General features: G+C 64.4%; 28 protein-coding genes and 1 riboswitch. Of the genes, 19 read left to right on the forward strand and 9 right to left on the reverse strand.

Annotated elements, in window-relative coordinates; translation table 11 throughout:
* Positions 1-62: 62 nt before the first annotated feature.
* From JLZ96_RS00190 to JLZ96_RS00205, 4 genes are all read left to right on the forward strand, one after another.
* Positions 63-1280 carry an EAL domain-containing protein gene (locus tag JLZ96_RS00190; RefSeq protein ID WP_236253795.1) on the forward strand — a complete coding sequence of 406 codons (1218 nt, stop codon included), beginning with the start codon at positions 63-65 and terminating at the stop codon, positions 1278-1280.
* 87 nt (positions 1281-1367) lie between these two features.
* Positions 1368-2912 (forward strand): sodium:alanine symporter family protein, encoded by a 1545-nt coding sequence (locus JLZ96_RS00195; RefSeq protein WP_032370587.1) that lies wholly within the window; start codon positions 1368-1370, stop codon positions 2910-2912.
* 106 nt (positions 2913-3018) lie between these two features.
* Positions 3019-3651 (forward strand): GyrI-like domain-containing protein, encoded by a 633-nt coding sequence (locus JLZ96_RS00200; protein ID WP_201009317.1) that lies wholly within the window; start codon positions 3019-3021, stop codon positions 3649-3651.
* Positions 3652-3664: 13 nt separating this feature from the next.
* Entirely contained in the window at positions 3665-4936 is a 1272-nt protein-coding gene (locus JLZ96_RS00205) for an MFS transporter (protein ID WP_032366217.1), read from the forward strand.
* A 24-nt stretch (positions 4937-4960) separates the two neighbouring features.
* Here the strand turns inward: JLZ96_RS00205 and JLZ96_RS00210 are convergent, their stop codons facing one another.
* The 4 genes from JLZ96_RS00210 to JLZ96_RS00225 all read right to left on the reverse strand — a co-directional run bounded on the left by JLZ96_RS00210 (position 4961) and on the right by JLZ96_RS00225 (position 6555).
* Entirely contained in the window at positions 4961-5380 is a 420-nt protein-coding gene (locus JLZ96_RS00210; protein ID WP_032366156.1) for a VOC family protein, read from the reverse strand.
* 87 nt (positions 5381-5467) lie between these two features.
* Complete coding sequence (locus JLZ96_RS00215; protein WP_032366157.1) at positions 5468-5779, reverse strand: transcriptional regulator; 312 nt, start codon at positions 5777-5779, stop codon at positions 5468-5470.
* Positions 5776-6204: a hypothetical protein gene (locus tag JLZ96_RS00220; RefSeq protein WP_201009318.1), complete on the reverse strand. Its 429-nt coding sequence runs from the start codon at positions 6202-6204 to the stop codon at positions 5776-5778. The genes JLZ96_RS00215 and JLZ96_RS00220 overlap by 4 nt, the downstream gene beginning before the upstream one ends.
* 48 nt (positions 6205-6252) lie before the next feature.
* Positions 6253-6555, reverse strand: a complete 303-nt coding sequence (locus JLZ96_RS00225; RefSeq protein WP_032400726.1) for a hypothetical protein — start codon at positions 6553-6555, stop codon at positions 6253-6255.
* Positions 6556-6658: 103 nt separating this feature from the next.
* On the opposite strand from JLZ96_RS00225, the gene JLZ96_RS00230 reads away from it, so the two are divergent.
* Positions 6659-7222, forward strand: a complete 564-nt coding sequence (locus JLZ96_RS00230; protein WP_032366160.1) for a dihydrofolate reductase family protein — start codon at positions 6659-6661, stop codon at positions 7220-7222.
* Positions 7223-7263: 41 nt separating this feature from the next.
* On the opposite strand, the gene JLZ96_RS00235 is transcribed toward JLZ96_RS00230, so the two are convergent.
* On the reverse strand, positions 7264-7560 hold the full coding sequence (locus JLZ96_RS00235; RefSeq protein ID WP_032366161.1) for a DUF503 domain-containing protein: 297 nt from the start codon (positions 7558-7560) through the stop codon (positions 7264-7266).
* 72 nt (positions 7561-7632) lie between these two features.
* Positions 7633-11178, reverse strand: a complete 3546-nt coding sequence (car, locus tag JLZ96_RS00240; protein ID WP_201009319.1) for a carboxylic acid reductase — start codon at positions 11176-11178, stop codon at positions 7633-7635.
* A gap of 332 nt (positions 11179-11510) precedes the next feature.
* Between car and JLZ96_RS00245 the strand changes: the two genes are divergently transcribed.
* Positions 11511-13307 carry an acyl-CoA dehydrogenase gene (locus JLZ96_RS00245; protein ID WP_032366162.1) on the forward strand — a complete coding sequence of 599 codons (1797 nt, stop codon included), beginning with the start codon at positions 11511-11513 and terminating at the stop codon, positions 13305-13307.
* 34 nt (positions 13308-13341) lie between these two features.
* A complete protein-coding gene (locus tag JLZ96_RS00250) occupies positions 13342-14103 on the forward strand; it encodes an SDR family NAD(P)-dependent oxidoreductase (protein ID WP_027497177.1) in 762 nt (253 codons plus the stop codon).
* 15 nt (positions 14104-14118) lie between these two features.
* Here JLZ96_RS00250 and JLZ96_RS00255 read toward each other — a convergent pair whose 3' ends face one another.
* From JLZ96_RS00255 to JLZ96_RS00265, 3 genes are all read right to left on the reverse strand, one after another.
* Entirely contained in the window at positions 14119-15381 is a 1263-nt protein-coding gene (locus JLZ96_RS00255) for a cupin domain-containing protein (RefSeq protein WP_201009320.1), read from the reverse strand.
* Positions 15378-15632 (reverse strand): hypothetical protein, encoded by a 255-nt coding sequence (locus JLZ96_RS00260; protein WP_027497175.1) that lies wholly within the window; start codon positions 15630-15632, stop codon positions 15378-15380. Before JLZ96_RS00260 ends, JLZ96_RS00255 begins: the two co-directional genes overlap by 4 nt.
* Before the next feature lie 104 nt (positions 15633-15736).
* On the reverse strand, positions 15737-15898 hold the full coding sequence (locus JLZ96_RS00265; protein WP_167328012.1) for a hypothetical protein: 162 nt from the start codon (positions 15896-15898) through the stop codon (positions 15737-15739).
* Between the two features lie 44 nt (positions 15899-15942).
* Between JLZ96_RS00265 and idi the strand changes: the two genes are divergently transcribed.
* The 12 genes from idi (at position 15943) to gcvP (ending at position 26490) form a co-directional block, all read left to right on the forward strand.
* Complete coding sequence (gene idi / locus JLZ96_RS00270; protein WP_032366164.1) at positions 15943-16551, forward strand: isopentenyl-diphosphate Delta-isomerase; 609 nt, start codon at positions 15943-15945, stop codon at positions 16549-16551.
* A 24-nt stretch (positions 16552-16575) separates the two neighbouring features.
* The gene (locus tag JLZ96_RS00275) at positions 16576-17202 is read left to right on the forward strand and encodes a CoA pyrophosphatase (RefSeq protein WP_374758017.1); all 627 of its coding nucleotides are present in this window, start codon (positions 16576-16578) and stop codon (positions 17200-17202) included.
* Between the two features lie 67 nt (positions 17203-17269).
* Positions 17270-17875, forward strand: a complete 606-nt coding sequence (locus tag JLZ96_RS00280) for a CDP-alcohol phosphatidyltransferase family protein (protein ID WP_032366166.1) — start codon at positions 17270-17272, stop codon at positions 17873-17875.
* 59 nt (positions 17876-17934) lie between these two features.
* On the forward strand, positions 17935-18732 hold the full coding sequence (locus tag JLZ96_RS00285; protein ID WP_230592984.1) for a DUF881 domain-containing protein: 798 nt from the start codon (positions 17935-17937) through the stop codon (positions 18730-18732).
* Positions 18733-18845: 113 nt separating this feature from the next.
* Positions 18846-19169, forward strand: a complete 324-nt coding sequence (locus JLZ96_RS00290) for a small basic family protein (protein WP_205912519.1) — start codon at positions 18846-18848, stop codon at positions 19167-19169.
* Between the two features lie 3 nt (positions 19170-19172).
* Positions 19173-19904, forward strand: a complete 732-nt coding sequence (locus JLZ96_RS00295) for a DUF881 domain-containing protein (RefSeq protein ID WP_063216679.1) — start codon at positions 19173-19175, stop codon at positions 19902-19904.
* Between the two features lie 40 nt (positions 19905-19944).
* Complete coding sequence (gcvH, locus tag JLZ96_RS00300; protein ID WP_027497169.1) at positions 19945-20349, forward strand: glycine cleavage system protein GcvH; 405 nt, start codon at positions 19945-19947, stop codon at positions 20347-20349.
* 229 nt (positions 20350-20578) lie between these two features.
* The gene (gene garA / locus JLZ96_RS00305) at positions 20579-21076 is read left to right on the forward strand and encodes a glycogen accumulation regulator GarA (RefSeq protein WP_027497168.1); all 498 of its coding nucleotides are present in this window, start codon (positions 20579-20581) and stop codon (positions 21074-21076) included.
* Positions 21073-21810, forward strand: coding sequence for a MerR family transcriptional regulator (locus tag JLZ96_RS00310; protein ID WP_027497167.1), 738 nt, complete (start codon positions 21073-21075; stop codon positions 21808-21810). The genes garA and JLZ96_RS00310 overlap by 4 nt, the downstream gene beginning before the upstream one ends.
* A gap of 97 nt (positions 21811-21907) precedes the next feature.
* Positions 21908-22381 carry a bifunctional nuclease family protein gene (locus tag JLZ96_RS00315; RefSeq protein WP_027497166.1) on the forward strand — a complete coding sequence of 158 codons (474 nt, stop codon included), beginning with the start codon at positions 21908-21910 and terminating at the stop codon, positions 22379-22381.
* Positions 22382-22794: 413 nt separating this feature from the next.
* Positions 22795-23334 (forward strand): MerR family transcriptional regulator, encoded by a 540-nt coding sequence (locus JLZ96_RS00320; RefSeq protein ID WP_157226114.1) that lies wholly within the window; start codon positions 22795-22797, stop codon positions 23332-23334.
* Between the two features lie 12 nt (positions 23335-23346).
* A riboswitch (glycine riboswitch) is annotated at positions 23347-23444 on the forward strand.
* A 205-nt stretch (positions 23445-23649) separates the two neighbouring features.
* Positions 23650-26490, forward strand: coding sequence for an aminomethyl-transferring glycine dehydrogenase (gene gcvP / locus JLZ96_RS00325; RefSeq protein WP_201010615.1), 2841 nt, complete (start codon positions 23650-23652; stop codon positions 26488-26490).
* The last annotated feature ends 15 nt before the right edge of the window (positions 26491-26505 follow it).

The following is a 26505-nucleotide window of genomic DNA, read 5'->3' on the forward strand; positions in this document are numbered from 1 at the left end:
CGAGGGGTACCGAGGGAGGTCCGCCTGTGCATCGTGACGCCTCGCACGCGCAATTTTCGCCGATGACGATCGATATCACGTCGACTTACCAGCCGATCGTCGCGTTGGACGGCCGAGCTGTAGTGGGTTACGAAGCCCTGGTGCGGACCTGCGGCGACGCGCAAGCGATCTCGCCGCCGCAGCTGCTGCGCGAGGCGGCCGATCGAGGCGAGTCGGCCGAGTTCGACTGGCGGTGCAGACTCAGCGCCCTGAGCGGGGCTGTCGAGGCCGGTTTCCCCGAAGGACTCGCGTTGTTCGTCAACGCGGAACCCACCGCCCTGGACGCGCCACCTCCGAGAGAGTGCCTGCCATTGATGGCCGAGGCATCTCGGTTGTCGATCATCGTCGAGATCACCGAGCGAGATCTGATGGGTGACCCCGCCGGGCTGCTGCGTGCGGTAGAGCATGCCCGCGACCTGGGATGGCGGGTCGCGCTCGACGATGTGGGTGCAGACTCGTCGAGTCTGGCACTTATTCCGCTGCTCCGGCCCGACGTCATCAAGCTGGATATGTCTCTCGTGCAGGGCCGTTCGAGCTATGCCACGGCGTCCGTGGTGTCCGCGGTCGCCGCAGAGGCCGAACGCAGCGGTGCGCTGGTGCTCGCCGAGGGAATCGAAACGGAGCAGCACGAAGCGACTGCGCACGACATGGGTGCGGTTCTCGGCCAGGGCTACTTGTATGGCGCTCCGACTCATCTACCCACCTTCGGAGCCACCGGCGGTACGGCCGACACACTCGAGTTGGAGCCGGCAATAACCGTCCGGGCCCCTGTTGCCGTGACGCCGTACGGTCTGGTCCATCGATTCGGAACCCGTCGACGCGCTGACGCACGGCTTCTCGACGACATCGAGAACGGTCTGCTTCGCAGTGTCTACGGCACAGGTGCGTCGACCGTCGTATTGGCGACGACGAACGCGTCGGCCGGGTCGACCGCCGAGCGTGTCGCGTTGTTCGACGACCTCGCTGTGCGCACGGCTCTCCTGGCCGTCTTCGACTCGCGGCCGATGCCGGGTGAGCATCGGTTTCGGACCGTTGCGGTCGGTGAGGACGAACCACTGGCGTCGGAGCGCTCGGTTGTCATCGTGGCACCGATGTCCAGCGTTGCTCTCATCGCGGTGGAGAGCGGAACTGCCCACGACGGAAGCGTGTTGTACGACTACTGCCTGACCTACGACCGACACATGGTCCTCGATGCGGCGACGCTTCTGCTCCGCCGATTGCCCGCTCGGACCCGTGAATGAGCCGCTGCAAGTCAAGAATATGTAAATATTTGCCCGTTTTTTGATAAAGACCGTGACGTGTGCCCGGGATGATGTTGACTCGACGTCATGAGTTTTCACCGTCTCGCCATCGACTATTCGGCCGCGGACGGAGGCACGATCAGTTCCATCGAGACAGCGATCAACAATGCTTTCGATCCGATCTCCGCCGCTGTCTCCAGCTTCGTGTTCTTCACCGTGAACATCGGTGGTGCCGCAGTTCCACTGATCGTTCTGTGGCTGATTCTGGGTGCCGTCGTCTTCACCGTCACGTTCAAGTTCATTCAGTTCCGCGGTATCAAGCGATCTCTGATCCTGGTGAGCGGCAAAGAAGACGAAGCCGATGCACCAGGCGAAGTCAGCCACTTCCGGGCTCTCACGGCCGCAGTGTCCGGAACCGTGGGACTGGGGAACATTGCAGGTGTGGCGGTCGCAGTCACGCTGGGTGGACCAGGGGCGACCTTGTGGATGATCCTCGCCGGACTGCTGGGAATGGCCTCGAAGTTCGTCGAGTGCACCCTAGGCGTGAAATATCGGGATATCAACGAGGACGGCACCGTCTCGGGCGGGCCGATGAAGTACCTCACCAAGGGACTCGCCGAGCGAGGTCTTGCAAAGGTCGGGAAGGTGATGGCTGTCTTCTACGCCGTCATCATCACGTTCTTCGCCATCAGTGGCGGCAACATGTTTCAGGCCAATCAGACGTACGCGCAGGTCCGCTCGGTTACCGGTGGCGACGAAGGCTTCCTCGGTTCGGACGGTGCGAAGGCAGTGTTCGGACTCGTGATCGCACTCATCATCGGCCTGGTCATCATCGGCGGCATGAAGTCCATTTCGGCCGTCACCGCAAAACTCGTTCCTTCCATGGCGTTGGTCTATGTCGTCGCGTGCGGCGTCGTCATCGCCGTGAACTTCCGGTCCGTTCCGACGGCGTTCGGTGCCATCTTCGACGGCGCGTTCTCACCCGAGGGCGTGGCAGGCGGAGTACTCGGAGTGATGATCATCGGGTTCCAGCGCGCGGCCTTCTCCAACGAGGCCGGGTTGGGATCGGCTTCCATTGCTCACTCGGCCGTCAAGACCAGACATCCGGTCACCGAAGGATTCGTGGCAATGCTCGAGCCCTTCATCGACACTGTGGTCATCTGCACGGCAACGGCCCTGACCATCGTGATCGCCAATACTGTGTCCTGGCAGGACCAGCGCGCCATAGTTGCCGAAACCGGTGAGTTGCCGGCGGGCGGCGTCACGCTCACCTCCGACGCCTTCGAGACCGTCCTGCCGTGGTTCCCGTACGTACTCACTCTCGCCGTGGCACTGTTCGCGTTGTCCACGGCGATCACCTGGGCGTACTACGGACTACAGGCCTGGACATCGCTGTTCGGTCGCAGCCGGTTGTCGCGTAATTTCTTCAACCTCATGTTCTGTACCTTCACCGTCATCGGCACCGTACTGTCGCTCGGCTCGGTGCTCGACTTCGCCGACGCCACACTCTTCCTCCTGGCGTTGGTCAACATCTCGGGCCTCTACTTGCTGCTGCCGGTCGTCAAACGGGAACTGTCCGACTACATGGCAGTGCGTCGGGGCGAATCGAAGGCAGTCGACGCCGAGCTGTGACAGTGTCGGTCGACCGACCAACTGCTTCCGAACAGGAGAGCGTTCACCATGGCACCCCAGCCCGGAGTGTCGGTACACTGACGCGCAGTCGGCAGGAGGTGAGGGCATGAAGACGGATTTCAAGAAGACCCTCGACTCGTATTCGGCACGGCGCAACGTGTTTCGAGTTCTGACCGTGCCACCGACGAAATACTTGATGATCGACGGACACGGGGATCCGAACACCGCGCCGGAATATGCCGATGCTGTATCTACGCTGTTCCCCGTTGCGTATCGGCTGAAATTCATCAGTAAGAACGACCTGGAGCGCGACTACGTCGTCCCACCGCTCGAAGCCTTGTGGTGGGCGCCGGACATGGCGGCCTTCACCACGCGCCGGGACAAGTCGAACTGGCTCTGGACTGTGATGATCATGGTGCCCGACTGGATCGACCACACGATGTTCGAGCACGCCGTAGGGGTCGCCGCATCCGAGAACCGTTCGGACCGACGTGCCCGAATGCGCTTCGACACTCTCGACGAGGGCCTGTGCGTGCAAACTCTGCACATCGGTTCCTACGATGACGAGGCCGCGGTGCTCGACGAGATGCACGACCACTACATCCCGCAGGCCGGGCTGACGATGACCGGTCGTCATCACGAGATCTACCTCAGTGACCCACGACGGGTCGAACCGGCGAAGCTGCGCACCATTCTTCGGCAACCGGTGCGGTACTCGGCGGACGAGGCCTCGCTCTGACACGATGACCGGCATGACCAATGCGGTGCGTCCGGCGTCGTTCACCGTCGGCACCCTCACGTTGCTCGGGGCCCTGTACTTCGCACAGGGTCTGCCGTTCGGCTTCTTCACGCAGGCCCTGCCCGTCGTGCTTCGAGAGTCGGGTTTCTCGCTGGTGAAGATCAGTGCAACCGGGGTGTTGTTTCTGCCGTGGGCGCTGAAATTTCTGTGGGCACCGTACGTCGATCGTTACGGTTCCAGGCGGCGGTGGCTCCTGACGTTGCAGGTGTCCGCCGCGCTGGTGGCGCTTGCACTGTCGTTGCTCGATCTGTCTTCGACGCTGCGCTGGCTCTTCGTCGGGATTTTCGTCATCAACGCGCTGTCGGCCACCCAGGACATCGCAACGGATGGGATAGCGGTCCGCACGTTGACGGTGTCGCAACGCGGCCTGGGCAACGGTCTGCAGGTGGGCGCGTACCGGATAGGTATGGTGTGCGGCGGGGGAGTGCTGTTGTGGCTGTTCACCTTTGCCGGATGGCAGGTGCTCTTCGTTGCGATGGCATTGCTGATCCTGTTGGCGACGGCCCCGGTCTGGTTCATGAACAGGCAACTGGCCGCGGCAGACGTGGACACCGACCGGCAGCCCGAGTCCGAGAGCCCGGCGCGACTTGCTGTGGCCTGGTGGTCCCGATTGCGCAGGCCTGGCATGGTCGCGTTCATTCTTCTCATCGTCGGCTTCAAATTCGGAAACTCGATGGGCTCGGCGCTGGTCGGCCCGTTCCTCTCGGACAACGGACTGACCTTGACTCAGATCGCGCTGGTCGAGGGCGGCCTGTCGTCGGTGGCAGCACTCGGAGGTGCTGCGCTCGGCGCGTGGTTGTCCTTTCGCTTCGGACGTCGTCAGGCTCTGCTGGTCGGCGGAATCGCCCAAACCCTCAGTCTTGCGTTGTATGTAGCGGCATCGTTCGGCATCGGCGGGTTTCCGCTTCTGGTCGCGGCCAACGTCACCGAACACGTGCTGGGCGGCGCGGCAACCGTTGCCGTTTTCGCGCTGATGATGGACGCATCGGAAAAACGTTATGCAGGAAGCGATTACACACTGATGGCCTGTGCAATCGTCTTTGCGCAGGGTGCGTCCGGACTTACGGCGGGCGTGATCGGCGACGTGTTCGGTTACACCGCATTGTTCGGTTCCGCACTGGTGCTGTCCGCAGTCGGTTGCGCGGTGCTGATCGTGGCGCTCGACAGGGGCTGGGGGCCGACAGGGCTGCACGAGGTCATCTCTGTCGAATCGCGCACCCACTGAAGGTGCCCACTGCTCCTCCGTCGCTCAGCTTTCGACGACCGAGCCGGAGATGTTCACCATCCACTGCACACCGAACTTGTCGGTGAGCATGCCGAATACGTCACCCCACGGTGCTGCGTCGAGACCCATCGTGAATTGTGCGTCGACGGCCAGCGCGTTCCAGTAGCCCGTCAATTCCTCGTGCTCGGTACCGAAGAGCGAGACGCTCATCGTGTTTCCGGGTGTGTGTTCCATCGACGGCGGGGTGTCGGCCCCCATCAGTGTGAATCCGCTGGGAGTTGTCAACTGGCCGTGCATGATCAGGTCCTTCTCGGATGGATCGTCGGTGGCCTGGCCCTCGCCGAACGTTGTCATGGTGAGTTCTCCACCGAAGACCGTGCGGTAGAACTCCATAGCGTTGCGCGCATTGTCACGGAACGACAGGTACGGACTGAGTGTGGGCATGGCAGGGACTCCTTCTCGAATCGAACGACCAGTGCGGGCTGCATCGACTGCATCCGTCGAAAGATAGACACGGAGCTGGGGGAGAACTCACCGCCCGGGCTCGGATGGGCTCGCGTCGGCCTCCGCGAGAATGGCGCGGAGGGCAGCCACATGGCGGCGGTAGGCGTTTTTTCCCTCCCTCGTCAGCGATAACCACATCCGCCGCGAGTCGGTGCGTGATCTCTGCTGGTCCACGTAGCCGGCGTCGACCAGAGCCGCCACCTGCTTGCTCAGCGCGGATGCGCTCAATCCACTGTGTTCCTTGACGACGGCGAGCTCGAGCGTCGTACCGGCCGCCAGCAGCGCGCAGATCCGCAGCCGGTTCGCCGGATGAATGATCGGATCCAGATCGTCCGTCATCGGTGTGTGCTCCGGTAGTGAGCGATCGAACCGAACGAGTAGGTCGCCGTCGCTGCTGCAGCGAGGAGCACCAACGCCCAGCTCGGCAGGGATGGCTGTGCGAATGCGAGTGCTACCACCACGAAAGCAACGGACAGTGCGACCGACGCCAAAAATCCACGGCTGGTAGGCAGCGCCCACGGTGTGCCCATTCGGTACCCGGTGACCACGTTCGTTGCCACAATGGCCGCGGCCAGAATCAGCAGGGCGACAGTGCGGTGGGAGTCGGTGAGCAGCGGCGTGAGTGCCAACGCACCGATGAGCACTGCGTTGACGGCGTACAACCAGGCCGGCCACGGAGTGTCGCGCACGGCGCGTTGCACTCGGTCGATGTCGTCGAGAGTCGTTCGAGCTTCGGACGAGGTGGGCGTATCGATGCTTTCCATATCGGAAACCATATCGGATAGTTTCCGATATGGCAACGATTCGTGTGATCAGTTCTCGGGACCGGTGTCGGTCGGCCGTGGCACCTCGGCCTCCCATCGAGCCCGTCGCTCGTCCGGGGACTGTTCCCACCACGGTGTACCTCGTTCTCCCAGAGCGACTTTGGCGGCTTGAACGCCCGCGCGAGACTCTGTGGCACCGGAGGTGCGTTTGACGTCTCTGCGCCACGCCATGAGGATCGAGCGCAATTCGGCGTTGCGATCCTCGGGAATATCGGGATCGGTAGCGCGCCACCGTCGACCCTTGATGACGACATAGTGACCGTCTTCGGTGCGTTCCACTTGCTCGGCCATGAGACCACCTTGCCACCCAGCAACGTCTGTGGTCGGTTCGACGCGTGGTTTACGATTCCGGCACCTGCTCCGCTTTCTCCTTGAACCGAACTGAGGATTGCCCATGCGCACCGTGATCGTGACCGCGTTCGTTTCGCTCGACGGCGTCATGGAGGGACCGGGTGGGGAAGTCGGCTACCGCAACGCAGGGTGGACGTTCAAGGACATCGAATTCGATCCTGCGGCGTACGAAATCAAGGGCCGTGAGCAGGACGAGGCCACGGCCATGCTGCTGGGCCGAACCTCCTACGAGGCATTTGCCCCGATCTGGCCCACAATGGACGACTTCTCCGGGTACAACTCGATGCCCAGATACGTGGTGTCGACGACGTTGGAGCGCAGCGACGACCGTTGGCCGGCAACCATTCTGCGCAGCATCGACGACGTCGCCGAACTCCGGGAGACCGAAGGCGGGCCGATCTCGGTGCACGGCAGCGCGACGCTGGGTCGCAGCCTCGCCGACGCCGGTCTCGTCGACCGCTACCACCTGTTGGTCTTCCCGATGCTGCTCGGCGCGGGCAAGCGGCTGTTCAGCTCCAGTGACAAGGCCACGACCCACCTGGATCTGGTGGAGCACGAGGTGTACGGCAACGGCATCCAGAAGCAGGTGTTCGACGTCCGTCGATAACCGTAATCGTCGAAGACCCGGATTCGTCGACAGCGCGCGATTCAGATGTCGTCGCTCTTCAGGGTGCGCCGCCGAACGGCTACGAGATGAAGCTCGGGTCGGGACGCCGCCATCCGCTCGACCCGGTCGAGGATGTCGGTCACGTGCTCGAGGTCGCCGGCTACCACCGACGCTCCGATTTCGGCCCGTCTGTGCAGGTCGCGATGGTCGGTTTCGGCGACCGACACCGCGAATTTTCGATGCAGCTCCGAGATCACGGGCCGAATCACCGAGCGCTTCTCCTTCAGGGAGTGCACGTCGCCCAACAAAAAATCCAGTTCTATCCATCCGATCCACATAGGCTTTCGACTGTACCGCGGCAGTGGGCGGGGCTACCTGGTGCGAGCCGAAGGGCCCGCACCAGGTAACGGTCAGCTCTTGGCCACCAGGCCGAGTGCTACCAGATCGGCCAGATACTTCTCGATCAATTCTCGCCCGAGGTGTGGGATATCGCCGACAGCCGACGCGAATTCGTCTGCCGGCAGGATTGCTCCCGACGACGGGTGCTGGGGATGCGCGTAGGAGTGGATCAGCGGCAACAACGAGTGTGACCGTTGTTTCTCCGGTAGTTCCTGAACTGCCGCGCTGAACCTTTCGAACCATTCGTCGTAGTCGTCGACGATCTCGATGGTGCAGCCCGCGTCACGTAGCCAATCGACGAACGTATCAAGCGATATGTCGTCGTCGTGGGGGTTCAGGATGTCGAAGGTTCGGTAGCCTGCCACGTCGTCGCCCGCGATCGAGGTGATGGCCGCTGCACTGAAGTCCGCAGGCAATCCGTCGTAATGAGCCAGTGGCCTGCCCTGCTCGTCGGTGGGCGCTCCGGTGTCGGTGGCATAGAAGCTTCTCGGTGCCAGCCCGGTTGCGACCACCGACAGGATCAGTCGCGTGAATACGTCGGGGACGTTCAGCTGACCGGACCAGGTGCTGTGGGCGAGGATCATGTCGGACCGGAAGACCGAGACGGGAAGCGAGTACTCGTCGAAAGCATTGCGCAACAACACTTCGCCTGCCCACTTGGAGTTTCCGTAACCGTTGGCGTACGACTCGTCGACTGCTCGTTGCGGACTGTCCACCCGAATGTCACCGTTCTCGTGGAAGTCGTCGACACCGACGGCAACCGCGACCGTCGACAGGTAGGTCACCGGCTTGATGTGGTCGGTCAAGGCCAACCGGATCACCTCGGCCGTTCCGACGACGTTCGGTCCGAAGAGGTGCTCGTACGGCAGCGCGTGATTGACCAGTGCTGCCGGGTGCACGACGCGGTCCACGCGGCGGGAAAGTTCCTCCCAGACATCGTCGGTCAACCCGAACCGGGGAGTGCCCAGATCGCCTGCAATCACGTCGAGTGCGGCGTCGGCCAAGGCGCGGTATCGATCGGACAACGTCGCGTCCCCGCTGTCGAAGGCGGCGTCGAGCCGAGCGCGGGCATCGGCATCGGAGCGTCCGCGCACCAGGCAGATGACTCTTCCGCCGGCGGCTGCCATCTTCTCGAGCCATTCGAGGCACAGAAACCTGCCCAGGTAGCCATTCGCTCCCGTCAGCAGCACGGTGTTCGTTACCGTCCGAGGGCCTGGAATTCGATGAGCGGCATCGAGCAGTGAGGCGTCCAGAAATGCCGACAGGGTCAGATCCGATGCGTGCGCGACGGAAGCGTCGCGTCCGTGAACCGACGCGAATGTCGCTGTGTCGGAATCGTTGTCGATTGCGGACGTGATGTAGTCGGCAAGAGCCGCCAAGTCCATTGCGGGTCCGGTGATCACCCCGACCGGGACGTCGACGTCGTAGATGTCGCGCAGCAATGTGGAAAACGTCAACGCCGACAACGAGTCACCACCGAGATCGGTGAAGTGGGCATCGGGCCGGATGTCCGCGCCCGAACAGCCGAGCAGAGCCTGGGCGGCGTCCCCGACCGTGGCGAGCACGGGTGCCTGGGCACCGGAACGCCGGAGCTCACGCAGTCGATCGGTCTGCCCCGATTCGAGTTCTGCGTAGCGACGCTCGAGTTGGTCGCCGTACCGCTCGACGAGTTTGGGACGCAACTGCTTTCCGGCACCCGACAGCAGACCGTTGTCCTGAGTGAAGGGCTCGCGTTCGAGCACGACCTCGCGAGGTATCTCGTACGAATTCAACGACTCCGCGCGAGCGATCCGCTGTAACGACTCCATGATCGCGCCCGCAGTCGAGTTCGCGTGGGCAGGAACGACGATCGCCAACAGATACGACCGCTGGCTGTTGCCGTACAGGAAGATCTGGTCCACCAGCTCGCTCGTACCGAACACCGCTTCCAGGCGCGCCAACGCGACGAATTCGCCCTGGGCCAACTTCAATACGTTCTTGCGACGATCCACGTATGCGAGCCGGTCCGGTTCCAGCTCGGCCACGACATCGCCGGTGCGGTAGAACCCGTCCGAATCGAAGACGTCTGCGGTCACATCGGGCCGCTTGTAGTAGCCGGGGATGATCGACGTCGTCTTGAGCAGGAGCTCACCACGTGGATGGGGAGTGTCGGTGGAGAAATAGCCGAGTTCGGGCACGTCGTCCAACTTGTATTCGAGAACCGGTGGCCGGGCGACGATCCCGTCGAGAAGTACCATTCCGGCTTCGGTCGAACCGTAATTGTCGCGCACCCGAACGTCGAGCAAGTCGGTCACGAAATCCTTGACCTCGGCGGCGATGGGTGCGGTGCCCACCATTGCAGCCAGGATTCGTCCACCGAACTGCTCGGACCGCACGCGCTCGAGCACGCCTCGCGAAATCTGCTCGTGTTCGCCCGCATCGGTACCGTCGACCGCACGATCGATTTCGGCGAGCACGGTGTGGCGAATCATCTCGCACACCCGCGGAATCAACAACGCCAGCGTAGGGCGCGCGAGAGCGAAGTCCTCGAACAACGTGGACAGGTCGCTGGAGCCGGCGAAATGAACCGTGCCGCCCGCCGCCAGAGTCGAGAAAACGAGCCCGCGGCCCGCAAGGTGGCTCATCGGTAGGTAGTCGAGAGTGATGACGGGAAAAGCCGGCTCGTCGACACCCTCGGACGAGGCACCCGTCCGATGCCAGGCCCCGGTCCACGCACCGGACACGATCTGCTCGGTATGCATCGCCCCTTTGGGAGTACCGGTGCTGCCGGAGGTGTAGATCAGCGCGGCGAGGCGCTCGGGATCCTCGACGTCGAACAACGGCACCTGGGGGAGTCGGGAACCCTCGTCCACCAGTTCGGTGAGCGGTCGAACAGCAATGCCGGACCCGTGGACACCCTCGCGCGCGGATGTCAACGCGCGGGTGTCGGCATCGATTCGGTCGTCGTAGTCGAGTACGACCACTGTGCGGATCGACCGGCAGTGACCGGCGACCTCCATCGCGACGGCGAGGTTGTCCACGTCGGAGGCCAGGACCACCGGCTCGACCTCGTCGACGATGGCCCTCAGTTGACCCGCGGTGGCTCCGGCCTGCAGTGGAACTGCGACTGCGCCCACACGGATGGTGGCCAGTTCGGTGATCACGTAGTCGATGCCGGCGAAACCGAGCGTGGCCACGAAGTCGCCTGCAGCGATGCCGCCGTCGTCGTGACCGAGGGCGGACGCCAAGGCTCCTGCGTCGGCCCAGGCCTGCCCGTAGGTCACCGTGTCGAATCGGGGGAGCAAGCGAGCGGTAGTGCTGCCTTCGGTGTCCTCGATCATGCGCGCGCGGCGTCCCAGGGCGGGGCGGTCGGCGTACCTGGTCATGATCTCGGCAACCACGCGAGCGAGGTTGGGTGCCAGTTCACGAGCCGCGTCGGCAACCGACCGATCCGGCTCGGCAGCCCGGAACTCCGGATCGCTGTCGTGCAGATGCTGGAAACGGTCTCGTTGGCGGATGTCTCGATCGTGTTCGCTGTCGACGGCCCCTGTGCTTTTCATGGCAATTGTTCGGGTCATGCTTCGCTCCCCTCCACGATGCACCGGACGACGCCGGATCATCGTGCTCGTACGTCGAATATCGTTATCAAAGGTAAGTATATGCCCGTGGCCGAGTAGGTAATCGTGACGCTGCTCATAGTCCAGTTGGCCGGAAATGTCTGTGTTTCAACCTTTCTCGCGTATTGCTACGCCGGGCAACCGTCGCGTATCCGGGCGGCGTAGGTACTCGATGTGGACGACCGAACTCGACTTGTATGGTGAGTTGCACGTCACGTGCGACGCGGTTGCCGCTCCCTCGTAGAGCTCACGCCGTCGGCTCACGCGTCACCCCTCTCGATCGGAGCAGCGAAATGTCGGACGTTCTCTCACGCCGCGACCTGGATTTTCTGTTGTACGAATGGCTCGATGTGGTTGCGTTGACGGAGCGGCCACGTTTTGCGGAACACTCGCGCGAAACGTTCGATGCGGTACTGGACCTGAGCGCAGACATCGCCCACAAGCATTTCGCCCCGCACAACAAGAAGGCCGATGCACACGAGCCCACCATGAACAGGGACGGTTCGGTGGAGCTGATCCCCGAGGTCAAGGCCGCTCTCGACGTGTACCGCGCCGCGGGGTTGATCGCCGGGCAGTTCGACGAATCGATCGGCGGTATGCAGTTGCCCGCCACCGTCTCTCGTGCTGCGATGGCGTTCTTCCAGGCTGCAAATGCTGGAACGTCCTCGTATCCGTTCCTGACGATGGCCAACGCCAATCTGATCGCCACCTACGGCACTCCGGAGCAGGTGCGCGACTACGTGCGGCCCATGATCGACGGGCGTTGGTTCGGCACCATGTGCTTGTCCGAACCGCAGGCCGGGTCGTCGCTGGCGGACATCACCACGAAGGCTGTGCCGCAGGACGACGGCAGCTACCGGCTCACCGGAACCAAGATGTGGATCTCCGGTGGAGATCACGAACTGACCGAGAACATCGTGCACCTGGTTCTGGCGAAGACGCCGGGTGGACCTCCCGGCGTCAAAGGGATCTCGCTGTTCATCGTTCCCAAGTTCCTGCCGAACGGTGAGGGCGGCATCGCCGAACGTAACGACATCGTGCTGACCGGGCTCAATCACAAGATGGGCAACCGCGGTACCACCAACACCCTGCTCGCGTTCGGCGACGGAACCCATTCTCCCGGTGGGAAAGCCGGGGCAGTCGGCTATCTCGTCGCGGAGGAGAACCGTGGTCTGTCGTACATGTTCCACATGATGAACGAGGCCCGGATCGGCGTCGGATTCCTGGCGATCGCACTCGGCTACGTCGGCTACCTGAAGTCCGTCGAGTACGCGAAGACGCGAACCCAGGGACGGCCACTGGGAGCCAAGGATCCGGCCGCGCCTCCGGTCGCATTGATCGAGCACGCCGACGTGCGCCGAATGTTGTTGGCGCAGAAGTCGTATGTCGAGGGGGCATTGGCCCTCGGGCTCTACTGCTCGCGTTTGGTGGACCACCAGGATTCGGCATCGGACGCCGCCGACGCAGCTCGATCGACACTGTTGCTCGACGTACTGACACCGATCGCCAAGAGTTGGCCCTCGCAGTGGTGTCTCGAGGCCAACAGTCTTGCCATTCAGGTGCACGGGGGTTACGGCTACACCCGCGACTACGACGTGGAACAGCACTACCGCGACAACCGGCTCAACCCCATTCACGAAGGTACACACGGCATTCAGGGCTTGGACCTACTCGGCCGCAAGGTCGTCATGCAGAACGGTGCCGGGTTGGCGCTGCTCTCCGAGCGAATCGCCGAGACCGTGACGCGAGCATCGACTCACGGGGGAGCGGCCGAGCAGTACGGCACTGAGCTGAACAACAGGTTCTCGAGGATCGTCGAGGTCACCGCCGCAGTCTGGGGTACCGGTGACGCCGCCGTGGCGTTGGCGAATTCCACGGCCTACCTCGAGGCAATGGGCCACACGGTCATCGCGTGGATGTGGCTCGAGCAGCTGCTTGCCGTGGGAGACCGAATCGGAGACTTCTACGACGGAAAGCGCTCTGCTGCACGGTACTTCTTCGTCTACGAGCTACCGAAGGTCGATGCACAGCTCGATCTGCTGGCGCTACTCGATCGCACGACCCTCGATATGTCACCCGCCTGGTTCTGAGCACGAGACACCCGATACAAGGAGATTTCAGAACATGTCGATCTTGGACAAATTCCGCCTCGACGGCCGCGTCGTCATCGTCACGGGCGCATCGTCCGGTTTGGGAGTGTCTTTCGCGAAAGCGGCGGCCGAGGCCGGAGCCGACGTGGTGCTGGCCGCCCGTCGCGTCGACAAGTTGGCTCAGACTGCCGCACTGATCGACAGCGTCGGTGGGCGTTCGCTGAGCGTGGCAACCGATGTGGTCGATCCCGACCAGTGCACGGCCATGGTCGAGGCCGCCGTCGCCGAGTTCGGCAAGGTGGACGTGCTGATCAACAACGCCGGCGTCGGCACGGCGTACCCCGCCACCCGTGAGACTCCCGAGCAGTTCCGCTCTGTCATCGACATCAACCTGAACGGCTCCTACTGGGCCGCTCAGGCGTGTGGACGGGTGATGCAGCCCGGAAGCTCGATCGTGAACATATCCAGCATTCTGGGGCTCACCACCGCCGGTCTGCCTCAGGCTGCCTACAGTGCCAGCAAGGCGGCCATCGTCGGTCTCACTCGTGACCTCGCGCAACAGTGGGGCGCTCGAAAAGGCATCCGCGTCAACGCTATTGCGCCTGGTTTCTTCGAGAGCGAGATGACCGATTCCTACCAGCCGGGATACCTCGAGGCATTGGCTCCCCGAATGATCCTCGGACGCAAGGGTGACCCCGAAGAACTGGCCGCCACCGCGGTCTGGCTCGCCTCCGACGCGGGCGGATACGTGACGGGCCAGACCATCGCAGTGGACGGCGGCGTGACCATCACCTGATGGTCGGGGTCACCATCACTCGATGGCGGTGACTGCGATGCCTTCGCGCACGAGCCTGCGACCGACCACGACAGCATCGTCGGTGTCGAGGCCGGGCAGAGAATCCAACCGGCACGGCGATCCTTCGAGCAACAATTCGAGGGCATCGGCGCACTGAGGCGGCATCGACACGGTTTTGTCGCGCAGCACGACAGCCGCGGACTCGGGGGTTCGCACCACTCGCGCGATCACCCCGGCCCTGAGCCGAATCGAGTCCTGACCCCGCAGTGCGCCCATCTGGGCAACACTGCGAACGGGGCGCACCGGTTCGGGTCGAACCAGCTCGTCGTACCGACTCGCAATACGCTCGGTGATCCGATGCAGCGCCTCGGGATCTCGATCCAACTCGTCGAGTGCTCGGCGCATGTTGCCGAGCACGCGGCGTACGTGGGGGAGAACGGACTCGGAGTCGGTCGGGTCCCATCCGGCCGGCAACGGTGCGCGCAGTCCCTCGACGTCCTGAAGAGCACCGAGGGTGTGATGGGCGATGTCGTAATCGTTGAACGCCGCGACGCCTATCGTCAGATGCACCGTCGTCTCGCCCAGGGCCTGCGCCGAATGGATCCAGCCGCGCGGGAGATACAGAACGTCACCGGGCTCGAGCACGATGTCCAACTCCGGGGAGTCGTCGGCGTGACGTTCCACTGCTGCTCGTCGGTCCGACCACGGCTGATTGTTCAGTGGATGGCGATGCACCGGCGAGTGAATCGTCCACCGCTTACTACCGGCGATCTGCACGACGAACACGTCGTGAACATCGTAATGCGGCGAAAAGCCTTGGGACGCAGCCGGAGTGACGTAGGAATTGACCTGTACCGGGTGGCCGAGCTCGCGAACGAGCTCGCCGGTGAAAGCAATCAAGGGCGGCCACAGGCGATGCAGGCCCTGCAGCACCAGAGTGTTGCCGGCCGCGAAGGCCGACAGAACCGCCGCGGAATCGACCTGGTCGGTGATCTCGGCGCCGAACCCTCCGGACCCCGTGAACTTGTTCTTCTCCAGCAGGCGGCCGTCCTTGGCCATCCGCACGAACGGGGTGCGTACGCCGCGCTCGGCGATCAACTCGTCGACCGCGTCGACCGTCATCAGATCCTCGAACGATCCGGACAGTTCGGCAGATCGGGTGAACTTGGGTGCTGTGCCCCAGTGACGCTCCGCGAAAGTGGCGGCGTCGATTCCGGTGAGACGACGAAGCGCGGACCGGTTGCCCGGTCCGCGCTCGTCGTTCGACTCGATGATCAAGCGGAACCGTCCGCACCGCCGTCGTGTCCGCCGGGGTTGGATCCGCCGTCGGCCGGGCCTTCTCCACCCGCTGGGCCGTCGGCTCCGCCGTCGTGTCCGTCAGGATTCGATCCGCCGTCAGCGGGTCCTTCGCCTGCTCCGGCCGGGCCGTCGGCTCCGCCGTCGTGTCCGCCGGGATTGGATCCGCCGTCAGCGGGTCCTTCGCCTGCAGATCCGCCTGAGGTGGTGATGTCGTCGTCGTTGATGCTCATCGAGGTCCTTCCGTTGATGGAGGTTCGTGCTCTCGCGCAGCGCGGGAACATCGGGGGTATTGACGCAATCTCTGTGATTCAAACAGCGACGGCACCGGGAAATATCACTCCTGATCGTCGGCGATCTCCGGGGCGTTCTCTCGTGTCGCCATCCCACCGCCGCCTCCGCCGTCCACCGGTCCGGGGCGGCCGCCCTTGGGGGAGTCCGCCGTGTCGTGTTCGGTCGAGGTGCCGCCGTCTGTCTTGTCCTTGTCGTCCTGTCCCATGGTTCGACACTAGACCGGCCGTCCGTCCGTGGGAGCATGGAACGATGGATCGATCCCCTGCGCAGCACGTGGTGCTGCTCGACGACGAAGGCCGCGCCGTCGGCACTCAGGACAAGACCACGGTGCACACCGAACAGACCCCGCTGCACCTGGCGTTCTCCAGCTACGTGGTGCGTGAGGACGGTGCCGTGTTGCTCACGCGACGGGCGTCGAGCAAGACGACATGGCCCGGCGTGTTGACGAACAGTTGTTGTGGACATCCAGCACCCGGCGAGGACCTGGAGTCGGCAGTGCTCCGGCGCATCGGCGAGGAGCTGGGTCTGCAGGCCCGGTCCGCGGAACTGGTGCTGCCGCATTTTCGGTACCGCGCTGTGATGGACAACGGGATAGTCGAGAACGAGATCTGCCCCGTCTACCGAGTGACGGTCGGCGACGACGCGACACTCGACCCGGATCCTGACGAGGTCGACGAAACGCGATGGGTGTCCTGGTCCGAATTTTCGGCCGACGTGCTCGCAGACCGAATCGATGTATCGCCCTGGTGTCGAACACAAGTGGAGCAACTCGCCGGGTTGGCCGAGCACGCACTGGCCTGGCCCGCGTCCGCCGACGAACTCCTTCCTCCGGCCGCGCGTCTCGCGGATTCCGCGTGACGGCAATCGAATCGGTGGGTACTCATGGCGCGTAGCGACGAGTCGAGCGACTGCCTCGGCCGCGACTCGATGGAGCGCGCACTCGGCCACTTCGAGTTTCGGACAGCAGATGCCGACGGTCTGCGCCACGCAGCTGTTGCTCTGGCGGTCGGCGGGGAGCGCGGAGACCATCGCCTGCTGTTGACCAGACGGCCGAGCCGATTGCGCGCTCACCCGGGTCAGTACGCGCTACCTGGTGGCGGAGTCGATCCGGGCGAAACCCCGGCACAGGCCTGCCTGCGTGAACTCCAGGAAGAGTTGGGCATTCGTACCGACCCGGGGGAGGTACTCGGGCGCCTCGACGATTACGTCACCCGTTCGGGTTACGTCATCACACCGTTCGTGGTGTGGGTGGGCGAGTATTCGTCGTCGCTGCAGCCCAGTGCCGACGAGGTGGCCGAAGTGTTCGAGGTGACCGAGGCCGAACTCGATGTCGATGCGGAATTCGTCACAATCCCCGAGTCGCCCCGACCCGTGATTCGGTGGCCGTTCCGAACCGGTGCCATCCATGCTCCCACGGGTGCCATCGTGCACCAGTTTCGTGAAGTGGTCTTTCGCGGTCGACACACCCGGGTCGCGGACTTCGAGCAGCCGGTGTTCGCGTGGCGCTAACGTGGCCTCGAACCGCCGGTGCGCTCGCGCCGGCTGCCACGACGCCCGAGGCGACAGGAGGTGAGCGGTGACGGACAAGAGCGAACTCGAGGTAACGGATCGGATCGCAACTGTTCCCAACCTGCTCAGTGCCGTGCGACTCGCCGGCGTTCCGCTGTTCTTGTTTCTTCTTCTCGGCCCCCAGGCAGACGGCTGGGCGCTGGTCATTCTGCTCGTCAGCGGCGGCACCGACTGGCTCGACGGAAAACTCGCGCGTTTGCTCGGGCAGTCGTCGCGGCTGGGGGCGATTCTCGACCCGCTCGTCGATCGCTTGTACGTCGTCAGCACGCTGGTCGCATTCGTGGTGCGCGGCATCATCCCGTGGTGGGTCGCTGCCATCCTGATCGGGCGAGACGCGGTTCTCGGCCTGACCATGTTCGTCTACCGACGTCGCTCCCTCCCGCCTCCGGACGTGATCTATCTCGGGAAGGCAGCCACGTTCGTGGTCATGATCGCGCTGCCGGTGCTGTTGGTCTCCGTGGGCACCGGTTCCGTGGCCGACGCCGCTGGGCCGCTCGGTTACGCGCTCCTGATCTGGGGGACGGTGCTGTACACGTGGACCGGTGCGTTGTACCTCGGCAAGGCAGTGGCCGTCGCGCGAGCGATCGCGCCCACCTCCGCACCGGGCAGGTGACGGTGCAGCCACCAGCACGACCGAAGAGGAACCCGACTCCGTCACTGCTCACATCGCTGTTGACGGATCACCTCGATCCGGGTTACGCAGCCGCTGCCGTCGAACGGTCGGCGCACCACGTGCGTACCCCTAGGGTGCCGCCTGTCCTCTGGCTGATCACCGGTGCCGTCGCTGTCGGAGTGGTCTTCGGGGTCGCGATGTCGCAGCTGGCCTCCGACGCGGCGGAGATCGACCGGGCCAGTGCCGACGCCTCTGCTGCAGTGCGTGCTGCCCAGGAGCGTGAGGCCGAACTGGACGTCACGAGGGACGAACTCGCAGCCCAGGTATCGACCGAGCGTGATCGCGCGCTCCAGTCCGATGCTGCCGGGAGCGAGCTCCTGGACCGTCTCGATGCGGTCGAGTCGGCGGCCGGTATCGACTCGGTGACCGGTCCCGGCTTGTCGGTCGTCGTGACAGAACCTGCCGCAGGCGGTGCATCCAACAGATCGGTCCGTACCGGTTCCGGCGCAACCGTTCTCGACCGCGACATCGCTGCCGTCGTCAACTCCCTGTGGGCCAGCGGCGCCGAAGCGGTGTCCGTCGACGGCAATCGAGTCGGGCCGAACGTGACGATCAGACAGGCAGGCGGCGCGATGCTGCTCGACAATCGCCCGATCACCTCGCCCTACGACATCGATGCGATCGGTCCACCGCAGCGCATTCAGGTGCAGTTCGCCGTCAGCGACGCGTACCTGCGCATGAGCACGGTCGCTCAGCTCTACGGTGTCGGTTTCTCGGTACGGCCTGCCACCGATCTCGAGTTCGGGCCGGCCGTCGCCAGGGAGTCGTTCGAGGCGAAGGAGGTGGCCCCACGATGACGGCGAGTGACGTCCCGGACGTCGAGGCATCCGACTCCGGCAGCCCCGGTCCCGAGGTGCCCGGCGGCACCGAGCCCGCCGCCACCGGCCGCGCCGGATTCGCGCTCGCAGCATTGGTCGCGCTCGTCGTCGGAGTCGTGATCGGTCTCGTCGCCGGGCCTCGAGTTCCAGCAGTCGTCGCCCCATACCTGCCGATCGCCGTCGTGGCCGCTATCGATGCAGTGTTCGGCGGCGTGCGCGCCTTTCTCGACGGCATTTTCGACGCCAAGGTGTTCGTCGTGTCCTTCGTCTTCAACGTCCTCGTCGCGGCGCTCATCGTGTGGCTCGGCGATCAGCTCGGAGTCGGAACGCAACTGTCCACCGCCATCGTCGTCGTGCTCGGAATACGTATCTTCGGCAACGCCGCTGCGTTGCGCCGACGGCTTTTCGGTGCCTGACCGATGAACGCAGGCCCCGGACGGCACGGTCGGCGCACCCGACGTGGACAGCGCACGTGGTTCGGCATTCTCGCTCTCGTGTTGATGTGTGCCCTCGGAATCGGAATCGCGACACAGGTGCGGGAAACGAGCACGTCGGGCAATCTGGAGAACTCGCGGCCCGAGGACCTTTTGGTGGTGTTGGACTCCCTGACGCGACGCGAGGCGTCGATCCGCGACGAGATCAGCGCGCTTCAAGGCACGCTCGCCACCCTCCGGCAGTCCGGTTCCGGGTCGGACGCCGCGGTGGCGGAAGCCCAGGAAAGATTGTCCGCGTTGTCCATTCAGATCGGCACCGTGGCGGCCCGAGGACCCGGCGTCACGTTGACGATCGACGACACCGACGCCGGCGTCGGAGCAGAGGTTCTGCTCGACGCGTTGCAGGAGCTGCGGGCCGCCGGTGCCGAGGCGTTGCAGATCAACGGTGGTGGGGTCGCCGTCCGCATCGGTGTGGATTCGTGGATGGCCGGACCGGCCGGCCGAGTCGTGGTGGACGGCCGAGAACTACGCGCTCCCTACACCTTCACTGCCATCGGAGATCCGGCGACTCTGGAAGCTGCACTGAACATTCCGGGAGGGGTGATCGACACGGTCGCCCGCAACGGGGCGAGCTCGCGAGTCGAGCGATCGGACCAGGTCACGGTCTCCGCCTTGCGGGATCCGCGCCCACGTCAATACGCTCAGCCCGGAAACTGATCGCCCGCTCGCCCCGGGCACGATGGAAGGGAATGCCGCGTTGAGCGACATCGACACACCAGCTGATCTGCTTTACACCCCCGAGCACGAGTGGGTGCAGCGGACGGGGCCTGCGACGGTTCGAATCGGTATCACCGATTACGCCCAGACTCAGTTGGGCGACGTCGTGTTCGTTCAGCTTCCGGCGATCGGTGACAGCGTCACCGCGGGCGAGTCTCTCGGTGAAGTGGAATCGACCAAGAGCGTGTCCGACGTGTTCAGTCCTCTCACGGCCAAAGTCGTTGCCGTGAACGAAGATCTGGATTCCGAACCCGAGAAGGTGAACTCCGGACCGTACACCGGCGGGTGGCTGATCGAGCTCGAGGTCGCATCCTCGGAGGCATTGGACGCGGCGCTGGCACCGATGCTCGATGCCGCCGGATATGCTCTCATCACAGCTGAGTGACGAAGGGCCGTACACACCGGCCAACCGACCACAGGTCCTCGGCGCGCAGGGTACGGTCGACACCGAGCGAACAGCCTGTCGGGGCGAAGGTCGCGCATGGTGAGTGGTCCGCCACGCACCGAGGAACCGAAACGCACCACCGAACGCCAGCAGAACCAGAAGTGAAGACCATGTACTGCGTTACCCGAGGTGATCGTTGCCCGGGTCAACGGACTGAGAAGGAGTAACGGTGAGCCAGAACGACAACGACAGCAACTACGGGGAGTCGCCGGCCGAGACCACCTCGGTCTTCCGCGCCGATTTCCTCCAGGAGCTGGACAACTCCGCTACCGCCCAGAGCACCGAAGCTCCGGTATCGGGTGTCGAGGGCTTGCCTGTCGGAGCTGCCCTGCTCGTCGTCAAGCGTGGTCCCAACGCCGGATCCCGATTCCTGCTCGACCAGCCGACCACGTCGGCCGGTCGTCACCCCGACAGCGACATCTTCCTCGACGACGTCACCGTGAGCCGTCGACATGCAGAGTTCCGCCAGGACGAGGACGACTTCCAGGTCGTCGACGTGGGCAGCCTCAACGGCACCTACGTCAACCGTGAGCCGGTCGACTCCGCCGTGCTCGCCAACGGTGACGAGGTGCAGATCGGCAAGTTCCGTCTGGTCTTCCTCACCGGGCCGCGTGGCGGCAATGGATCTGCAGTCGGCGAGTCGTCTGCGGGTGCAGGAAGCCAGTGACCGCCGTCGGGCAGCAGTCCAGCGGGGGGATGTCGATTGGCTCCGTCCTCGATCGACTCCGGCCCGACTTTCCCGACGTGACTATCTCGAAGATCAGATTCCTCGAAGCCGAGGGTCTGATCTCTCCGGAGCGCACTCCGTCGGGCTATCGGCGTTTCTCGATCGCGGACTGCGAACGGCTGCGGTTCGTGCTCACCGCTCAGCGTGATCAGTACCTGCCGCTGAAGGTGATCAAGGAACAACTCGAAGCGATCGACCACGGCGTTGCAACCGTCGAGAGAGCAGACGCCTCGGTCAAGCGCCCACGGTCGTTGACGATCGCGGCCGGTGAAGTCTCGCCGGAGGAGTTCCTGCCCGATCGCGAGGTCCGCATCAGCAAGGCAGATCTACTGGCTCAGGCCGGCATCGACGACGCCTTCCTGACCGAGTTGCTGCGCAGCGGTCTGATCACTCCCGGGCAGGCCGGGTTCTACGACGACGGTGCCGTCACGCTCGCTCGTACCGCGCACGCGATGTTGCAGTTCGGGCTCGAGGTTCGTCACCTCCGTGCGTTCAAGCTCGCGGCGGACCGCGAAGCGGGTCTCGTCGCTCAGATCGCCGGGCCGGTCGCCAAGGGGCGCGATGCCGGTGCACGTGATCGTGCCGAAGAGATGATCCGGGAATTGGCAGCTCTGTCGTTGACCTTGCATACGTGTCTGGTCAAAGCAGCGGTGCGTGGTGCGCTCGACCGGTGAGGTTCGCTCGCGCCGGTTCGGATTCCAATAGACTCGGTTCTGGTGAGCTGGACCAGCGACGACCAGCGAAGATTTCTCGAGGTGTGAGGTGGACACGATGAGTGAAATGCGTGTGGTCGGTATTCGTGTCGAACAGCCGCAGAACCAGCCCGTGTTGCTGCTGCGTGAATCCGACGGAGATAGGTACCTCCCGATTTGGATCGGCCAAACCGAAGCTGCCGCAATAGCTTTGGAGCAGCAAGGTGTGCAGCCGGCTCGGCCGCTGACGCACGATCTGGTGAAGAACCTGATCTCTGCGTTGGGGCACGAGCTCAAGGAGGTGCGCATCGTGGACCTCCAGGAAGGCACCTTCTACGCCGATCTCGTATTCGACAAGGACATCCGCGTGTCGGCGAGGCCGTCGGATTCGGTTGCCATCGCGCTCCGTGCCGGAGTCCCGATCTATGCGGAGGAGCCTGTGCTCGCCGAGGCCGGCCTGCTGATGCCGGACGAGCGGGAGGACGAGGTGGAGAAGTTCAAGGAATTCCTCGAATCGGTGTCGCCGGACGACTTCAAGGCCACCGACGGGTAACGGAATAGTCTCAACCTCAACTTTAGGTTCAGGTTTACGGCGCGTTGCGTTGAATCTGGTCGATCGCCCCCATAACGTTCGTGCCAGTGAAGTTCATCGCCGGCGCAGGCCGGACCGACGCAGTTCACGCCTCTTCGGTTGCCGCCGAGGCGTAGTCTGGCCCTGGTACACGGTATGACTTCACGCGAGTACACCGAGGCGTTCAGGCGCGCTTCGGACGGATCCCAGTACTGACTGGATCCGAACGCAGTGAGACATCCGAGAGGGAGCAGTCAGTGGGAGATCAGCCGCAGCAGCATCACGGCAGTCGAGAATCCGACGCCGCAAGCCGGACAGAGGACGCGTCCGCAGCCGATGCTCGGGTCGAGACCCCCGACGAGGCGTCGAATCGCCCTGTCGCACAGTCGCAGGACATTCAACCCGGCCTGTTCCCCGACGATTCGGTGCCCGACGAACTCGTCGGATACCGCGTACCCAGCGCGTGCCAGATTGCCGGCATCACCTATCGGCAACTCGACTACTGGGCGCGTACGGGCCTGGTCGTACCGTCCATCCGAGGCGCAGCAGGTTCGGGCAGCCAGCGGCTGTACTCGTTCAAGGACATGCTGGTTCTCAAGATCGTCAAGCGCCTACTCGACACCGGAATTTCGTTGCAGAACATCCGCGTCGCCGTGGATCACCTGCGCCAGCGTGGCGTCGGCGATCTCGCCAACATCACCCTGTTCTCCGACGGCACCACCGTCTACGAGTGCACGTCGGCCGAGGAAGTAGTCGACCTGCTGCAGGGCGGGCAGGGCGTCTTCGGTATCGCCGTCAACGGCGCGATGCGCGAGCTCACCGGCACCATCGCCGACTTCCCGGCCGAGCGAGCAGACGGCGGAGAGAGCCAGCCGAGCCCCGAAGACGAACTGGCGTCCCGCCGCAAGAATCGCGCGAGTCGTAAGACCGGCTAGACTTCTACCCGTCGCGCCTGCGCGGGAGAGTTCCGAGGCATCCAGTCTCGGACGCCGAAGGAGCAATACCTCCCCGTCAATCTCTCAGGCACACGGACCGTGTGGGCTTCGACAACTCTGGAAAGTGGTGGGAGCACCCACCCGCCCAAGGGGAAAGGTGCCGGTGCGCGCACGTCAGCGCGCCGTGTTCTACCGAATCTCTCAGGCGCACGCGTCAGCGAGCACACGACAGAGGGGGAGGAGCGGTCGGCGCGTATGCCCCGGCCGTCCGACGCCTCGTCTTGGGACCCCTGGGAGTAGACCGTGACCGACCGAATGACTTCGACCGCATCGGCTTTCGTCGACAGACACATCGGCCCCGACACCACCGAACTGGCCCGCATCCTCGATGCAATCGGTGTCGACAGCCTCGACGAGCTGGCCCGCAAGGCTGTTCCCGAGTCCATTCTCGATACCGTCGTCGACGGGGTTCCCGATGGCCTGGCGACATTGCCGCCTGCTCTGAGCGAGCATGATGCGCTGGCCGCGCTGGCCGATCTCGCCGGCCGCAACACGGTGGCCACCTCGATGATCGGCCTGGGCTACTACGACACCCTGACGCCTCCGGTGCTCACGCGCGGCATCCTGGAGAATCCGGCCTGGTACACCGCCTACACCCCCTATCAGCCCGAGATCAGTCAAGGCCGACTCGAGGCACTGCTCAACTTTCAGACGATGGTCTCGGATCTGACCGGTATGGATGTCGCGAATGCCTCCATGCTCGACGAGTCCACTGCCGCAGCCGAATCCATGACGCTCATGCGTCGCGCCAACCGAGGCTCGAAGTCACCCCGCCTCGTCGTCGATTCGGATATTTTCCCGCAGACCAAAGCCGTCCTCGCTACGCGCGCCGAACCGCTCGGGATCGAGCTGGTGTACGCCGACCTCGCCGACGGCCTGCCCGAAGGCGACTTCTTCGGAGTGCTGGCGCAGCTGCCGGGAGCGTCAGGCCGTCTGGTGGACCACACCGCCACGATCGAGGCTGCACACGAGCGCGGTGCGCTGGTTGCAGTCGGGGTCGATCTGCTGGCCGCCACCCTGGTGACCGCGCCCGGCGAAATCGGTGCCGACGTCTGCTTCGGAACCACCCAGCGCTTCGGGGTTCCGATGGGGTACGGCGGTCCGCATGCCGGTTATCTCGCAGTGCGCTCCGGGCACTCGCGCCAGCTGCCCGGGCGGTTGGTCGGAGTGTCCGTCGATGCAGACGGACATCGGGCCTACCGCTTGGCCCTGCAGACGCGCGAGCAGCACATTCGCCGTGAGAAGGCGACCTCCAACATCTGCACCGCCCAGGTGCTGTTGGCCATCGTGGCCGCGATGTACGCCAGCTACCACGGCGCGGATGGGCTGCGCGCGATCGCACTTCGCGTCAACACCCGTGCTCGAACCGTCGCAGCAGGGTTGCAGGCTGCGGGCATCGACGTGGTGCATGCCGAGTTCTTCGATACCGTGCTCGCCGCGGTCCCCGGCGCGGCCCACACCGTCGTCGATGCCGCCAAACAACGCGGTATCAACCTCCGACCGGTCGACGACGATCACGTCGCGATCGCCTGTGACGAGGCAACCACGGAGGCTCACATCGTCGATGTGCTCGCTGCATTCGGTGCCGAGCCCGCCGGCCCGGGAGCCGAGTCCGTCCCGGCCGATTGTGCCCGCACGTCCGAGTACCTGACGCATCCCGCCTTCACGCGCTACCGCACCGAGACAGCCATGCTGCGCTACCTTCGGGCGCTGTCGGACAAGGACATCGCCCTCGACCGCAGCATGATCCCGCTGGGATCGTGCACGATGAAGTTGAACGCGACCGCTGAAATGGAGTCGATCACCTGGCCTCAGTTCGCGCGCCAACACCCGTTCGCGCCGTCGACCGACGTTCCCGGACTACTTCGGGTGATCGCCGACCTCGAACAATGGCTCGTCGACATCACCGGCTACGACGCGGTCAGCCTGCAGCCGAATGCAGGAAGCCAGGGCGAGTACGCGGGACTGCTCGCGATCCGCCGATACCACCAGGCCAACGGCGACACCGATCGCACGGTCTGCTTGATCCCGTCGAGCGCACACGGCACCAACGCCGCCTCCGCGGTGATGGTCGGGATGCGCGTCGTCGTGGTGGCGTGCCGACCGAACGGAGACGTCGACGTCGACAACCTGCGGGCCAAGATCGCCGAGCACGCCGACACCCTCGCCGCCATCATGATCACCTACCCCTCCACCCACGGTGTGTACGAGCACGAGATATCCGATATCTGTGCCGCGGTGCACGACGCGGGTGGACAGGTGTACGTCGACGGTGCCAACCTCAACGCTCTGGTCGGGTTGGCTCGGCCGGGTCGTTTCGGCGGAGACGTCAGTCACCTGAACCTGCACAAGACCTTCTGCATCCCGCACGGCGGTGGCGGTCCCGGAGTCGGACCGATCGGCGTCCGTTCGCATCTGCAGCCGTACCTGCCCGGCCACCCGCTGGCACCGCAACTGGGCGACGGCCCGACCGTTGCGGGCGCACCGTACGGAAGCGCGTCGATCCTGACGATCACGTGGGCATACATCGCGATGATGGGTGCGCAGGGGCTGCGCCGGGCGACCTTGACCGCCATCGCGTCGGCCAACTACATCGCGCGCCGCCTCGACGAGTACTTCCCCGTGCTCTACACCGGCGACAACGGCATGGTGGCGCACGAGTGCATCCTCGATCTGCGAGGCCTGACCAAGGACACCGGCGTCACCGTCGACGACGTCGCGAAGAGACTGGCGGACTACGGCTTCCACGCGCCGACGATGAGCTTCCCGGTTCCGGGGACCTTGATGGTCGAGCCGACCGAGAGCGAGAATCTGGAGGAGATCGACGCATTCTGCGACGCGATGATCTCCATCCGCAGGGAAATCGACCGCGTCGGCTCCGGAGAGTGGACTGCAGAGGACAACCCGCTGCGCGGCGCTCCGCACACGGCGCAATGCCTCGTCGCCGATTGGGACCACCCGTACTCGCGGGAACTCGCGGCGTACCCGGCAGGCTACGACCGACCGAAGGTGTGGCCCGCGGTCCGGCGGATCGACGGCGCGCACGGTGACCGCAACCTGGTGTGTTCCTGCCCGCCGATCGAGGCGTTCGCCTGACCTGCTGTTCGCCCG

The organism is Rhodococcus sp. NKCM2511 (assembly GCF_014905595.1).
In the GTDB taxonomy this organism is placed as follows: domain Bacteria; phylum Actinomycetota; class Actinomycetes; order Mycobacteriales; family Mycobacteriaceae; genus Rhodococcoides; species Rhodococcoides fascians.